Below are 14,352 nucleotides of genomic sequence, written 5' to 3'. Positions count from 1 at the left end.
CCGACTTGCACCGCGAAGGGATGACAGCCTCTGTATCGTCATCGCGGCGCAAGCCCGCTCCCACGAACCGCCATCAAACGAGGGCTGGATCGATCACCAGCACCAGCTTCCCGGAAACCTGGTTGCTTGCCAGTTCCGCATAGGCCGCTTCGGCGAATTCGACCGGATAGGTATCGACCAGCTGTGGCGACAGTCGCCCCTCGGCGAACAACGGCCACACCTGCTGGCGCAATTCGCGCAACAATTCGGCCTTGAACCCGTCATCACGGTTGCGCAGCGTGGAGCCGGTGATTTCCAGGCGCTTGCCCAACACCAGCGCCAGGTCCAGCTCGACCTTGCGTCCGCCCATCAGACCAATGATCACCCAACGCCCGTCACGGGCCAGCAGCTGCAGGTTGAGCGGCGCATAACTGGCGCCCACCGGGTCCAGAATCACATCGAATGGACCAAGCTGCTTGAGGTCATCAAGGTTGCTATTGCGCACCACCCCACCTGCGGCCCCCAGCGACTCACAGTAGGCCAGCCGCTCCGGCGAGCCGACGCTGACCCACACCGGGTTGCCGAAGGCCTTGCACAGCTGGATCGCCGCCGAGCCCACACCACTGGCCCCGGCATGCACCAATACCTTCTCGCCAGCCTTCAATGCCCCCAGCTGGAAGATGTTCAGCCAGGCCGTGGCATACACCTCGGGAATCGCAGCGGCTTCCTGCAGGCTCAACCCTTCGGGCACCGGCAGCACATGACGGGCGTCGACCACCACCTCCTCGGCCATGCCACCACCGGCGAGCAATGCACAGACCCGGTCGCCCACACGCCAATCGGCACCCGCTCCGACTTCCTCTACGACGCCGGCGCATTCCAGCCCCATATAAGGGCTGGCACCAGGAGGCGGCGGGTACAGCCCCGCCCGCTGCAGCAGGTCGGCGCGGTTCAGGCCCGCGGCGGCCACGCGGATACGTACCTGCCCGGCATCGCAGGCCGGGCGCTCGGCCTCGACCCACGCCACATGTCCGTCAACGCCTTGCAATGCCTTCACAGTGCCTCCATAGTTGAATCATATGACCGAGCCTGGGCACGCCAAGTCCCAGGCTTTTTGCAGTATGCGTCCGGCTCCGATGGAACCGGCGAACGGATAAGACGGCCTACTATGCGTGATCAATTGCCTCCACGTCGAATCAGCATGAAGCATTTCCTCCCCAGCACCGCCCTCGCCCTCATGATCGGCCTGGGCAGCCTCACGCTCGGTGGCAATGCGGCCGCTGCCAACAAGTGGGACAGCCTGCAGCCGGACCGCGACGAAGTAGTCGCCAGCCTCAACATCGTCGAGCTGCTCAAGCGCCACCACTACAGCAAGCCGCCGCTGGACGACGCCCGTTCGGTCATCATCTATGACAGCTACATCAAGCTGCTCGACCCTTCGCGCAGCTACTTCACCGCAGCCGACATCGCCGAATTCGACAAATGGAAGACCCAGTTCGACGACTTCCTGAAAAGTGGCAACCTCGAGCCGGGCTTCACCATCTACAAGCGCTACCTGGACCGCGTGAAGTCGCGCCTGAACTTCGCCCTGGCGGAGCTGGCCAAGGGTGCCGACAAGATCGACTTCACGGTGAAGGAAGACCTGCTGGTCGACCGCAAGGACGCCCCGTGGATGAAGAACCAGGCCGAGCTCGACGACCTGTGGCGCAAGCGCGTCAAGGACGAAGTGCTGCGCCAGAAGATTGCCGGCAAGGATCCCAAGCAGATCCAGGAAACCCTGAGCAAGCGCTACAAGAACCAGCTGGCGCGCCTGGACCAGACCCGCGCGGAAGACATCTTCCAGGCCTACATCAACACCTTCGCCCAGTCCTACGACCCGCATACCAATTACTTGTCGCCGGACAACGCCGAGAACTTCGACATCAACATGAGCCTGTCGCTCGAAGGCATCGGCGCGGTGCTGCAGAGCGACAACGACCAGGTCAAGATCGTACGCCTGGTACCGGCCGGCCCTGCCGCCAAGACCAAACAGGTGGCGCCGGCCGACAAGATCATCGGCGTCGCCCAGGGCAACAAGGAAATGGTCGACGTGGTCGGCTGGCGCCTTGACGAAGTGGTCAAGCTGATCCGCGGCCCGAAAGGCTCGGTGGTGCGCCTGGAGGTCATCCCGGCCAGCAACGCGCCGAACGACCAGACCAGCAAGATCGTCTCGATCACCCGCGAAGCGGTCAAGCTCGAGGAGCAGGCGGCGAAGAAGTCGGTGCTCAAGCTCAAGCAGGATGGCCGTGACTACAAGCTCGGCATCATCGAGATCCCGGCTTTCTACCTGGACTTCAAGGCATACCGCGCTGGCGATCCGGATTACAAGAGCACCACCCGCGACGTGAAGAAGCTGCTCACCGAGCTGCAGAAAGAGAAAGTCGACGGCGTGGTCATCGACCTGCGCAACAACGGTGGCGGCTCGCTGCAGGAAGCCACCGAGCTGACCAGCCTGTTCATCGAGAAGGGCCCGACCGTGCTGGTGCGCAACAGCGACGGGCGCGTCGACGTGCTCGAGGACGAGAACCCCGGCGCGTTCTACAAAGGCCCGCTGGCACTGCTGGTCAACCGCCTGTCGGCGTCCGCCTCGGAAATTTTCGCCGGCGCCATGCAGGACTACCACCGTGCGCTGATCATCGGTGGCCAGACCTTCGGCAAAGGCACCGTGCAGACCATCCAGCCGCTCAACCATGGCGAACTCAAGCTGACGCTGGCCAAGTTCTACCGGGTCTCCGGGCAGAGTACCCAGCACCAGGGCGTGCTGCCGGACATCGCCTACCCGTCGATCATCGACACCAAGGAAATCGGTGAAAGCGCCCTGCCTGAAGCCATGCCGTGGGACACCATCCGTCCAGTGGTCAAGCCTGCCTCCGATCCGTTCAAGCCGTTCCTCGCCCAGCTCAAAGCGCAGCATGAGGCGCGCAGTGACAAGGATGCCGAGTTCGTTTACATCCGCGACCGCCTGGCACTGACCCAGAAGCTGATGAACGAGAAGACCGTCAGCCTCAACGAGCAGCAGCGTCGCGCCCGCCACGACGAGATCGAAGCCAAGCAGCTGGCGCTGGAGAATATCCGGCGCAAGGCCAAGGGCGAAGAGCCGCTCAAGGAACTGAAGAAAGAGGACGAGGACGCCCTGCCCGCCGAGCCGGACGACACCAAGCCCGAGGACGATGCCTACCTGTCCGAGACCGGTCGCATCCTGCTCGACTACCTGAGCCTCAGCACCTCGGTGGCCAAGCACTGAAGTGATGGCAAAATAATGTGACCTGTCATCAAACAGTCATCGGACTGTCGTGAAATGGAAGGGCCGAACGTGCAAGCGTTTGGCCCTTTTCAATTCAGGAAGCAGTCCATGACCGTCACCGAACAGCTCAGCGCATTGAGTGCCATCCTGGCTCAACGCAGCATCCACTGTCTGTTCCAACCCATCGTCTGCCTCTCCGAACGGCGCATCCTCGGCTATGAGGCCCTGAGCCGCGGCCCCTCCAACAGCCCTTTGCACTCACCCCTGAACCTGTTCGCCATCGCCCGCCAGGCCGGTCGCCTGGGTGAACTGGAAGTGCTGTGCAGGGAAACCGCCTGCCGACGCTTCAGCGAGCTGAACCTGGCGGGCCAGCTGTTTCTCAACGTCTCGCCCGAGTCCCTGGTAGAACCCAACTACCCTTCCGGGCGCACCCTGCAAATGCTCGAACAGGTCGGCCTGGCCCCCAGCCGGGTGGTCATCGAACTGACCGAGCAGACGCCCACCGAAGATTTCCAACTGCTGTACAACGCCCTGCACCATTACCGCGACATGGGTTTTTCCATCGCCCTGGATGACCTGGGTGCTGGTTACTCCAGCCTGCGACTGTGGTCGGAACTGCGCCCGGACTACGTGAAAATCGACCGCCATTTCATCGATGGCATCCACCAGGACCCGCTCAAGCGTGAGTTCGTCGGCTCGATCCTGCAGATCGCACGCGCTTCCCGCGCCCAGGTGATCGCCGAAGGCATCGAACTGGCCGAGGAACTGGCCATACTGGGCGACATGGGCGTGGACCTGGTCCAGGGCTACCTGCTGGGGCGCCCCCAGGAGTTTCCCCCAGGTGACAGCCTCGGCCTGCTGCCCCCGGCACCGGATACCGCTGTGGCGCTGGACGAGGACAGCAGCGATCTCAGCGCCCTGCTCATCCTGCAACCCTCGGTCACGCGCGATACTCCCATTCAGCAAGTACTCGAGGCGTTCCACCGCCAGGCCAACCTCAATTCGCTCGCGGTACTGGACGAACGTGGCAAACCATGCGGTATCGTTCACCGCCATTCACTTGCCGATGCCCTGCTCAAGCCTTTTGGTACCGACCTGTTCGCCCGCAAGCCAATCAGCCGGTTGATGAGCCAGGACTTTCTCGCCGTTGAGCGCAGCCAGTCGCTGCAGCAGGTCAGCCGGCTGCTTACCAGCCGCGCCCGCCAGCGTATCGAGGAAGACTTCATCATCACCCAGAGTGGGCGTTATCTGGGGTTGGGGCGGGTGATCGACGTACTCAAGCTGATCACCGAACAGAAGATCCAGCAGGCCAGGCACGCGAACCCACTCACCCTGCTGCCCGGCAACGTACCGATCCAGCAGTGCCTGGCGCGCCTGCTGCTGCAACGGCGCGAGGCCGCCGTATGCTACGTGGATATCGACAACTTCAAACCCTTCAACGATATCTATGGCTATGCCCGTGGCGACGAAGTGCTGTTGTGCCTGGCGCAATGCCTGAGCGACTGCGTCGACCCAAGCAGGGATTTCGTCGGCCATATCGGTGGGGATGATTTCATGCTGGTATTGGGCTCGGCAGATTGGCAAGCGCGGCTTGAACTGCTACTGGAGGCATTCGCCCGGCAATGTCGACGCTTCTATCGCGGTGAACACTTGGAGGCCGGATGCTTTATTGCCCATAACCGTCAGGGTCAACGGGAAACCTTCGAACTGCTGTCGCTGTCGATCGGCGTGGTCTGGCTCAAGTCTGGAAGCTGCGCCGGGCTGGATGCCGGCCAGTTGGCCGAGCTCGCCTCACAGGCGAAAAGAAAGGCCAAGGAAACCGGCGGGGCGAGCCTGAGCCTGACCGATACGACAGTATTGGAGTAAACCTTGGCAGCCCCCGGCAACCGCGACCGCGCCAGGTAGCCCCTCTGCGCGGTTCAGGCCTCTTCCGGGTAGCGGTACTCGAACACCCGCACCACTTCCGAGGCATGCCAGGATGCCGCCTCCATGCCGTCCACCGGCCCGGAAAACCGTCCCAGGCGCTCGACACACTCGAAAAACCCGGTGCGTGGCAGGCGGCTGGCGCCTTGGCTGATCACCAGCGAACTGCGCAACGGCTGCTCGGCGCGGGCGTCGAGCACCGCCAGGTACTCAAGGGCTGCGGTCAAGGTCTGCATGGCCGGGCTGGGCAATTGCAAACGCTCGAGCAGTGCCCGGTAGGTCAGCAGATGGCGTTGCCGGCGGGCCAGGTCAAGCTCGCTCAGCAGGCCCTGCCATTGCTGACGGCTGATCCTGACCTGGCTCATGACGGCTCGCTCCAGCCGGCCACGCCCAAGTGCCACGCCAGGCTGCGTAGAATGGCCGCGTCGGGGCGGCGCTCCCCGGACTCGATCATGGCCAGGTATGCCGGGCTGATGCCGACACTGCGTGCCAGCTGCTCCGGCGCCAGCCCCTTGGCCTGACGCAAGGACGCCAGCTCAGCCAGTGAGGACAGGCTGGCGCTTGGTTGAGTGCTGGCAACATTGCTTTCGGTGACGGGTGCGCTAGCCGGTGCCTGGCCTGCGGCCGCGAGCAACGCCTGATACTGCTCCCAGGGAACCACTGCGTACTCGGGCTGACCGTCCCGGCTGATGACCTGAATACCCATACAACCCCCTTGACGTTGGATTACGGCATGTAATCCGTAGGCATAACCCTTATGCCAATTATATTACCAACCTCAGGGGTCTGTGCGGAATCAGCTACCGGGCCGTTCCAGGCGCAGCGCTTCGGGGGTTTCCGGCAACCGTTCGACCACGCGCAGCCGCTCCGGCGCCTGGCTGTCGCGCCAGGCCTTGAAGCGGCCCAGCTCATCAGCCACGGTCTTGAGCACCCAGCCCAGCACGGCGATGTCATCGAGCAGGCCGACACCCAGCAGCCAGTCGGGGATGGCATCCAGTGGGCTGACGAAGTAGAGCAGCCCGGCGACGATGGTCACCAGTGCCTTGGGGCTGACAGCGCGGTACTCGCCACGCCACCAGGCCAGGCAAAGCGCCTGCATCAGGCGCAGGTCCTCGCGCAGCTGGCCCAGCCTGGGCCCTTTGCGGGCCACTGCGAACAGCAGTGCCGGCAGCCGGCCGCGGCTGAGCAAGCGTTCGGCAAGGGGCAGGAAGCGGGTGAAATTCCAAGGTGCGCTCATAGGGCCTCCACAGGAGCCGGAGGTTATCCACATTTATTGTGGATAACCTTGTGAACAGGGCGGCATTGACGCCGCGTGGTGCCCACCGGGCAAGGGCCGGGTACGAATCGGGCGTTTTTTACACAACCGTTTCAAGCGCGCAAACGTTTTGCGACAAAGACGCCTGTATTCAGGCCGGACACTGCTTGCGACAGTGAATGACGCCAACGGTTCGCGTCAAGCGCTGCTGAAAACGACGACGCCCCGTCGAAACGGGGCGTCTTCATGCAACACGACGGCTGTTACTTGGCCGGTGCTTCGCCGGCCTTGGCCGGGTCTTTGATAGCCAGCAGTTCCAGGTCGAACACCAGGACCGAATTGGCCGGAATCAGCGGGCTCGGGCTCTGGGCGCCGTAGGCCAGTTCGGCCGGGATGTACAGCTTGTACTTCTCGCCGACATGCATCAGTTGCAGGCCTTCGACCCAACCCGGGATCACGCCGCTGACCGGCAGGTCGATCGGGCTGCCGCGCTCGACGGAGCTGTCGAATACCTTGCCGTCGGTCAGCTTGCCCTCGTAGTGGACGGTGACGACGTCGGTCGGCTTGGGTTGCGGGCCATCGGCCTTCTTCACCACTTCATACTGCAGGCCCGAGGCGGTGGTGATCACGCCAGGTTTCTTGCCGTTCTCCTCGAGGAACTTCTTGCCGGCGGCGGCTGCTTCCTCGCTGGCCTTGGTCAGGCGCTCTTCGGCGCGCTTCTGCAAGGCAGTGAAGGCTTCGACCAGCTCTTCGTCCTTGATGCGCTGTTCCTTCTTGCCAACAGCGTCCTCGATGCCTTGGGCGACGGCCTTCGAGTCGAGGTCGTCCATGCCTTCCTGGGCCAGGCTCTTGCCCATGTTCAGGCCGATACCGTAGGAGGCCTTCTGTGCTGGGGTCTTCAGCTCGACGCTGCTGGTCTGGGCGTCGCAACCGGCGAGGACCAGGCCTACCAGGGCAACCGCGGCCGCCAAACGATGCTGTTTCATGTAATTTCCTTGTTCATGCGCCATGAGGGCAATCAGGGTAAAGCCGCGAGCTTAGCAGGCGGCCGCGACCAATGGCTACCGGCATAAGAGCGGGTTGGGGGCTGGAAGTTCCTGGGTGAGCCCCTGCAGGAACTGACTCAGGCGATCCCGACCTGGTTGCGCCCGCTGTTCTTGGCCAGGTACAGCCCCTTGTCCGCCGCCGAGATCAGCTGCCGGCAATGGCTGCCGACACTCGGGGTCAGGGTCGCCAGGCCGATGCTCACGGTCAGGTGCGACGCCGCCTCGGGCACGGTATGGGCGATCTTCAGGCCCATGATGGTCTGGCGCAGTTTTTCGGCCACCAGGCGCGCGCCACCGGGCGAGGTGTTGGGCAGCACCAGGGCGAATTCCTCGCCGCCATAACGCGCCGGCAGGTCGGTAGGACGCGAGCAGCAGCCACGAATGGCCTCGGCCACCTTGCGCAAGGCCTCGTCGCCGGCCAGGTGGCCGAAACTGTCGTTGAACGCCTTGAAATAGTCGACGTCGATCATCAGCAGCGACAACTGCTGCTGCTCGCGAATCGCCCGGCGCCATTCCAGCTCCAGGTACTCGTCGAAGTGACGGCGGTTGGACAACCCGGTCAGGCCGTCCGAGTTCATCAGCCGCTGCAGCATCAGGTTGGTGTCGAGCAACTGCTGCTGGCTCACGCGCAGTGCGCGGTAGGCCTCGTCGCGCTGCAACAGGGTGAGGTAGGAGCGCGAGTGGTAGCGGATACGCGCCACCAGCTCGATGGTGTCCGGCAACTTGACCAGGTAGTCGTTGGCCCCGGCGGCGAAGGCCGCACTTTTGACCAGCGGGTCCTCCTTGGTCGACAGGACGATGATCGGAATGTCCTGGGTGGTCGGATTGTTGCGGTACTCGCGCACCAGGGTCAGGCCATCGAGGCCCGGCATGATCAGGTCCTGGAGGATGACCGTGGGCTTGATGCGCATGGCCTGGGCCACCGCCTGGTGCGGGTCGGCGCAGAAGTGGAAGTCGATGTTCTCTTCATGGGCGAGGCCACGGCGCACCGCTTCGCCGATCATGGCCTGATCGTCGACCAGCAGGACCATCGCCGCACTTTCGTTGATGGTCGTGAAACCTTCGATCGGTAGATCATTCATGCGTAATCACCCGTCTACTGCCGGCCACGCGGCGCGACTCAATACATATCGTCATTTCGGAAAGATTTCCATCAGTCGTCCGGCGATTCGCTCCAGCGGACGTATTTCCACCGCCGCGTCGATCGCCGCGGCGGCCTTGGGCATGCCATACACCGCGCTGCTCTGCTGGTCCTGAGCGATGGTCAGGAAACCCTGCTGGCGCATCAGTTTCAGACCTTGGGCGCCGTCGCGCCCCATGCCGGTGAGCAGCACGCCCACCGCATCGCCGGACCAGCAACGCGCCACGCTCTCGAAGAACACATCGATCGAGGGCCGGTAGATTTCGTTGACGGGGTCGGCAGTGTAGGCCAGCTCGCCATTCTTAAGGAGGCGAATATGGTGGTTGGTGCCGGCCAGCAGCACCTGCCCCGGCTGCGGCGATTCACCCTCGCGGGCCAGGCGCACCGGCAGGCCAGAGGCGCTGCTGAGCCACTCGGCCATGCCGGCGGCGAATACCTGGTCAACATGCTGGACCAGCACGATGGCCGCCGGAAAACTGCGCGGCAGCCCCTTGAGCAGTACCTCCAGGGCAGCCGGCCCACCCGCGGACGAGCCGATGGCCACCAGCGCGCGGCGCTGCGAGGCCTCGCGCAGCGGCACGGCCACCGCCCGAGCGGTGCTGGGCCGCTGCTGGCCGATCAGCCAGCCGATATTGAGGATCTTGCGCAGCAGTGGCGCGGCTGCCTCGCGTGCATCGCCCGCGCCCAATGCCGGGGTGTCGACCACATCCAGGGCGCCATGGCCCATGGCCTCGAACACCCGGTGCACGTTCTGCTTGCGATCCACGGTGACAATGACGATGGCGCAGGGGGTTTCGGCCATGATTCGCCGGGTCGCTTCCACGCCGTCCATGACCGGCATGATCAGGTCCATGAGGATCAGGTCCGGCGTCTGCTCGGCGCACAGGCGCACCGCCTCGGCGCCATTGCCGGCGACCCAGATCACCTGGTGCGCAGGCTCGAATGCCAACGCCCGGCGCAGGGCCTCGACGGCCATGGGCATGTCGTTGACAATGGCGATTCTCATCCCTGGGCACCTCCGATCAGCTCCTCGACCGCATCCAGCAACGCATCGTCATGGAAGCTGGCCTTGGCCAAATAATAGTCGGCACCGGCATCCAGTCCACGACGCCGGTCTTCTTCGCGATCCTTGTAGGACACCACCATCACCGGCAGCGATTGCAGGCGGTTGTCGCGCCGCACCAGGGTGACCAGCTCGATCCCGTCCATGCGCGGCATGTCGATGTCGGTGATCAACAGGTCGAAATCATCGCTGCGCAGCGCGTTCCAGCCGTCCATGCCATCCACGGCCACCGCCACTTCGTAGCCGCGGTGGCCCAGCAGCTTGCGTTGCAGCTCGCGCACGGTGAGCGAGTCGTCGACCACCAGGATGCGCTTGCGCACCGCACCCTTGGCGCCCCGCCCACCGCGCTCGATACGCTCCAGGCGGCCGGTGCTGAGCAGCTTGTCCACCGAGCGCAGCAAGTCCTCGACATCGACGATGAGCACCACCGAACCGTCGTCGAGCAAGGCCCCGGCGGAGATATCCTGGACTTTGCCCAGGCGGGGATCCAGCGGCATCACCACCAGCACCCGCTCGCCGATCAGCCGCTCGACGGCCACCCCATAGAGCTGCTCGCGCTCGCGGATCACCACCACCCGCAGGCTCTGTTCGTCGCCCTGGGCCGCCGGCCGGTTGAGAAGCTGGCTGGCGGCCACCAGGCCGATGTGTCGCCCTTCGTGCCAGAAGTGCTGCCGCCCTTCGATCTGCACGATGGCCTCGGCCGCCACGTCGACGGTGCGCTCGATATGCGCCAGCGGAAAGGCGTAGGCCTCGCCGCCCACCTCGACGACCAGGCTGCGAACCACCGACAAGGTCAACGGCACTTCCACATGGAAGCAACATCCCTGGCCGGCCACCTGAGTCAACTCGATGGAGCCGCGCAGCTCACGGACCATGTGCTGCACCGCATCCAGGCCGACACCGCGCCCGGACACTTCGGTGACCGTGTCGCGCAGGCTAAAACCCGGCAGGAACAGGAATGTCAGCAGCTCGGCCTCGCTCATCTGCGCCACCGTCTCGGCCGGTGACAATGCGCGCTCGACGATACTCTCGCGCAAGCGCTGCAGATCGATGCCGGCACCGTCGTCAGACAGTTCGAGGATCAGCAGCCCGGCCTGGTGCGAGGCGCGCAGGCGCACGGTGCCCTCGCTCGGTTTGCCGGCCAGCAAGCGCTGCTCGGGCAGTTCGATGCCATGATCGACCGCGTTGCGCAGCAGGTGCGTCAGCGGTGCCTCGAGCTTTTCCAGCACGTCACGGTCGACCTGGGTCTTCTCGCCCTCGATCAACAGGCGCACCGGCTTGTCCAGTGAGCGCCCGAGGTCGCGGACCATCCGGCTCTGGCCGGTGAGCACATCGGCGAACGGACGCATGCGACAGGCCAGCGCCGTGTCGTACAGCAGTTGCGCGCGCTGGCTGGCCTGCCAACCGAATTCGTCGAGATCGGCCGCCTGCTGCAAGAGGATCTGCTGGGTTTCAGCCAGCAACTGCTGGGTCTGGGCCAGCGCTTCCAGCACCTCCGGCCCCTGCCCGCTCTCTTCCAGCTGGGCCTTCAGGCCATCGAGGCCGCGCATGCCCTGGCCATGCATGCGCTTCAGGCGCTGCAAGGTGGCCAGGTAGGGTTTCAGCCGCTGGGTCTCGACCAGCGACTTGCTCGACAGGTCCAGCAGGCTGTTCAGCCGGTCGGCGGTCACCCGCAATACCCGCTCTCCCCCCTCGCCACCGCGCTTGCCGGCCTTGCGGGCAGGCACGGGCTCAGCTTCCGGTTCAGGCTCCGTGGGGGCCTGGAGCGTTGGCTCGGGTTCCGGCCGCGCTGGCATGGCAGCGGGCGGCGCGCTTGGAACGCCAGCCTGCGCGATCACCGACACGGGCGCCGAAGGGTCGAGCAGTGTTGTCATCTGTGCCAGGAACACCGCCACGGCGGCTTCGCCGCCCTGATCTCCAGGGGTCGCGATACGCATCAACAGGTCGGTACCTTGCAACAAGGCGTCGATATGCTCCGGGCGCAGCAGCAGGCGGCCCTCCTGAGCGGCCACCAGACAGTCTTCCATGACGTGGGCGACGCTGACCCCGGCATCGATGCCGACAATGCGCGCCGCCCCCTTGAGCGAGTGCGCCGCACGCATGCAGGCCTCGAGTTGATCGGGTTGCGCAGGGTTGCGCTCCAGCGCCATCAAGCCGGCGCTGAGCACCTGGGTCTGGGCCTCGGCCTCCAGGCTGAACAGCTCGAGCAGCGACGCATCGCGCATTTGCTCCGGGGTCATGACAGGCTCCGCTTCACGGCTGACATCAGGTGTTGTTCATCCAGCACTCGCACGCTGCGCCCTCGCCACTGCAACACGGCAGCGGTGAAATGCGCCGCATCGCGGCCGTTGTCCTGGCCCGCAAGGTCAAGACGATGGATGCCGTCGATCTCGTCCACCGGCACCACCACCGGCCCGCCCTCGGCCGCCAGAATCAGCATGCGCGGCATGCTCCGCCCGGTGCGCTCCGCGCCCGCCTGCGTCGGCACGCCCAGCAGGTCGGCGAGCGACAGGCAAGGCACCAGCGCACCACGCACATTGGCGACGCCCTGCAGCACACGCGAGCGCTGGTGCGGCAACGAGTGCACCGGCTGCGCCGGGGCGATCTCGGCCAGGCAGGCGGTGGCCAGGGCCAGCCACTCCTCGCCCAGGCGGAACAGCAGCATCGAGCGGCCGACCGCGCATTCCTCCACGATGGCCGTTTCGACCTGCTCGTCCTGGACCAGCGCATAGCGGTCCAGCAGGCGCGTGGCCGCGTCGGCGTACACCTCGCAATTGCGGCAGTGCACATGCCGCTCCAGCAACGGGCACTGCTTGTCGCCATGCACGCCGATGCGGTTCCAGCAATCATCGATGGGCTGGTCGTCATTGGCGATCAGTTGCATATGGTATCCGCCGCTCATCGTTCAGACTCCCTGCCAGCTCGGGCGGCACGCTCCTGCAGGCGCCGGGCACCGGCATCGTCCCCCTGCGCGGCCAGCAGCATGGCCAGGTGCATCAGTGCCTCAGGGTGCTGCGGCTCGAGGTAGAGCGCCTTGCGATAATGGGTGATGGCCTGCGCGGCATCGCCTTCGGTGTCACTGAGCAACCCCAGCCAGTAATAGACCTGCGCCTTGGGGGCGAACTGGCGCAGATAGCGTTCGCAGTCCGCCCTGGCCTGCTGGTTTTCACCGGCATTGGCCTGCCGGGCAATGAGGGCCAGCAACTGCGCTTCGCCCTGCGCCGGGACCGGCGCCGCTGGCACGGCGCTCGACTTGGCGGCTCGGGGCGGCAGTGCCACGAGACGCGGCGACGGCGGCGCGACTGGCTGGCGCGCAACCGGCAACGGCTTGGCAACAGGCGGTGGGGCATCATCCTGGCGCACATAGGCGAATGACTGGGCGATCCCCAGCGGGCGCATGCCCAGGCGCGCCAGCAGGCTGCCCTCGGCGGGGCCGATGAACAGCACGCCCTGGGCGTGGATCAGGCGCTTGAGTACCTCGAACACCCGCTGCTGGGTCGGAACATCGAAGTAGATCAGCAAGTTGCGGCAGAACACAAAATCGTACAACCCTTCACGCGCCTTGAGCGCCGGGTCGAGCACGTTGCCCGCCTGCAGGCTGACTTGCTGGCGCACCCGCTCATCCAGGCGATGGGTATCGCCGCTTGGGCTGAAGTGCCGCTCGCGAAAGGCCAGCTCGCTGCCGCGGAAGGAGTTGCGCCCGTAAAGCGCCTTCTCGCCCTTGGCCACCGAACTGGGGCTGATATCAATGCCATCGACGCGGAAAGCGCCCGGGCTCAGGCCACCGTCGAGCAAGGCCATGGCGATCGAGTAGGGCTCCTCGCCCGTCGAGCACGGCAGGCTGAGGATGCGCAAGGGCCGTGCGCCGGCAAGTTCTGCCGCACGCTTGTGCGCCAGCCCCGCCAGCGCGGTGAAGGATTCGGGGTAACGGAAGAACCAGGTCTCCGGAACGATGACCGCCTCGATCAAGGCCTGCTGCTCATCGCTGGACTGCTGCAAACGCAGCCAATAGTCGTCGAGATCCGCAGCCTGCACGAGCGTGCAGCGCTGGCGCAGTGCGCGCTCGACCATCGCTGCGCCGACCGACTCCACGTCCAGCCCGATACGTTCCTGCAGGAAACGGAAGAAACGTTGCTCGCTCATGCTGGCTCCTGCCCGGGCTCGACGGGGTACAGCAGCTCACGCACCGCGTCCGACAACAGGTCATTCACCTGGATGCGCTGCAACAAACCGCGGGCGTCCTGGCGCACCGGCCCGAGGTAGCGCGCGTCGGCATTGTCCAGGCCGTATGGCTGGAATTCCTCGGGGGCACAGCGCAGCGTATCGGTGGCCTGCTCCAGGACAAGCCCCAGTTGCAGGTGAGGACGGCGCGGGTCAGCGCGATAGTGCACCAGGACCATCCGCGTACTGCTGCGCGACTGTGCCGGCATGCCGAAGCTCAGCGCCGACAGGTCGATCACCGGTACCAACGCACCACGGTGGGCGAGCACGCCGGCCACCCAGCCCGGCGCCTGGGCGATGGGTTTGAGGGTACGGCACGGCAGCACTTCGATCACCTCACGCACGTCCAGGGCGAAGCGCTGGTCGGCGATGCGAAATTGCAGGTACAGCACGCCCTTGCCGGCTGATTCGCGATCCTCGCGAGGGGACGGTTCGTTCATC

Annotated in this window: 13 protein-coding genes; 2 read left to right on the top strand and 11 right to left on the bottom strand. The window is 65.1% G+C overall.

Features of this window, described 5'->3' with window-relative positions:
• Nucleotides 1-73: 73 nt before the first annotated feature.
• Nucleotides 74-1,036, bottom strand: a complete 963-nt coding sequence (locus DFS21_RS02315; RefSeq protein WP_110697754.1) for an NAD(P)H-quinone oxidoreductase — start codon at nucleotides 1,034-1,036, stop codon at nucleotides 74-76.
• Between the two features lie 144 nt (nucleotides 1,037-1,180).
• Between DFS21_RS02315 and DFS21_RS02310 the strand changes: the two genes are divergently transcribed.
• Complete coding sequence (locus DFS21_RS02310) at nucleotides 1,181-3,262, top strand: carboxy terminal-processing peptidase (RefSeq protein ID WP_178081991.1); 2,082 nt, start codon at nucleotides 1,181-1,183, stop codon at nucleotides 3,260-3,262.
• Between the two features lie 108 nt (nucleotides 3,263-3,370).
• Nucleotides 3,371-5,128: a bifunctional diguanylate cyclase/phosphodiesterase gene (locus DFS21_RS02305; RefSeq protein WP_111531749.1), complete on the top strand. Its 1,758-nt coding sequence runs from the start codon at nucleotides 3,371-3,373 to the stop codon at nucleotides 5,126-5,128.
• Between the two features lie 53 nt (nucleotides 5,129-5,181).
• Here DFS21_RS02305 and DFS21_RS02300 read toward each other — a convergent pair whose 3' ends face one another.
• From DFS21_RS02300 to DFS21_RS02255, 10 genes are all read right to left on the bottom strand, one after another.
• Nucleotides 5,182-5,550, bottom strand: a complete 369-nt coding sequence (locus DFS21_RS02300; RefSeq protein ID WP_023629774.1) for a hypothetical protein — start codon at nucleotides 5,548-5,550, stop codon at nucleotides 5,182-5,184.
• Nucleotides 5,547-5,891 (bottom strand): helix-turn-helix transcriptional regulator, encoded by a 345-nt coding sequence (locus tag DFS21_RS02295; protein WP_110697750.1) that lies wholly within the window; start codon nucleotides 5,889-5,891, stop codon nucleotides 5,547-5,549. Before DFS21_RS02295 ends, DFS21_RS02300 begins: the two co-directional genes overlap by 4 nt.
• A 90-nt stretch (nucleotides 5,892-5,981) precedes the next feature.
• Nucleotides 5,982-6,422: a YkvA family protein gene (locus tag DFS21_RS02290; RefSeq protein WP_102681605.1), complete on the bottom strand. Its 441-nt coding sequence runs from the start codon at nucleotides 6,420-6,422 to the stop codon at nucleotides 5,982-5,984.
• 281 nt (nucleotides 6,423-6,703) lie between these two features.
• Nucleotides 6,704-7,426: an FKBP-type peptidyl-prolyl cis-trans isomerase gene (locus DFS21_RS02285; RefSeq protein WP_038705560.1), complete on the bottom strand. Its 723-nt coding sequence runs from the start codon at nucleotides 7,424-7,426 to the stop codon at nucleotides 6,704-6,706.
• A gap of 137 nt (nucleotides 7,427-7,563) precedes the next feature.
• Nucleotides 7,564-8,568 (bottom strand): PleD family two-component system response regulator, encoded by a 1,005-nt coding sequence (locus tag DFS21_RS02280; protein ID WP_102681604.1) that lies wholly within the window; start codon nucleotides 8,566-8,568, stop codon nucleotides 7,564-7,566.
• Between the two features lie 51 nt (nucleotides 8,569-8,619).
• The gene (locus DFS21_RS02275; protein WP_110697746.1) at nucleotides 8,620-9,633 is read right to left on the bottom strand and encodes a chemotaxis response regulator protein-glutamate methylesterase; all 1,014 of its coding nucleotides are present in this window, start codon (nucleotides 9,631-9,633) and stop codon (nucleotides 8,620-8,622) included.
• The gene (locus DFS21_RS02270; RefSeq protein WP_110697744.1) at nucleotides 9,630-11,930 is read right to left on the bottom strand and encodes a hybrid sensor histidine kinase/response regulator; all 2,301 of its coding nucleotides are present in this window, start codon (nucleotides 11,928-11,930) and stop codon (nucleotides 9,630-9,632) included. The genes DFS21_RS02275 and DFS21_RS02270 overlap by 4 nt, the downstream gene beginning before the upstream one ends.
• Nucleotides 11,927-12,592 (bottom strand): chemotaxis protein CheW, encoded by a 666-nt coding sequence (locus DFS21_RS02265; protein WP_256591220.1) that lies wholly within the window; start codon nucleotides 12,590-12,592, stop codon nucleotides 11,927-11,929. Before DFS21_RS02265 ends, DFS21_RS02270 begins: the two co-directional genes overlap by 4 nt.
• Nucleotides 12,589-13,833 carry a protein-glutamate O-methyltransferase CheR gene (locus tag DFS21_RS02260; protein WP_110697742.1) on the bottom strand — a complete coding sequence of 415 codons (1,245 nt, stop codon included), beginning with the start codon at nucleotides 13,831-13,833 and terminating at the stop codon, nucleotides 12,589-12,591. The genes DFS21_RS02265 and DFS21_RS02260 overlap by 4 nt, the downstream gene beginning before the upstream one ends.
• Nucleotides 13,830-14,351, bottom strand: a complete 522-nt coding sequence (locus tag DFS21_RS02255; protein WP_110697740.1) for a chemotaxis protein CheW — start codon at nucleotides 14,349-14,351, stop codon at nucleotides 13,830-13,832. Before DFS21_RS02255 ends, DFS21_RS02260 begins: the two co-directional genes overlap by 4 nt.
• Between the last annotated feature and the right edge of the window lies 1 nt (nucleotide 14,352).

Source organism: Pseudomonas sp. 2848, from assembly GCF_003253945.1.
Taxonomy (GTDB): Bacteria; Pseudomonadota; Gammaproteobacteria; order Pseudomonadales; family Pseudomonadaceae; genus Aquipseudomonas.
This window is presented reverse-complemented; position numbering and strand designations above follow the sequence as displayed.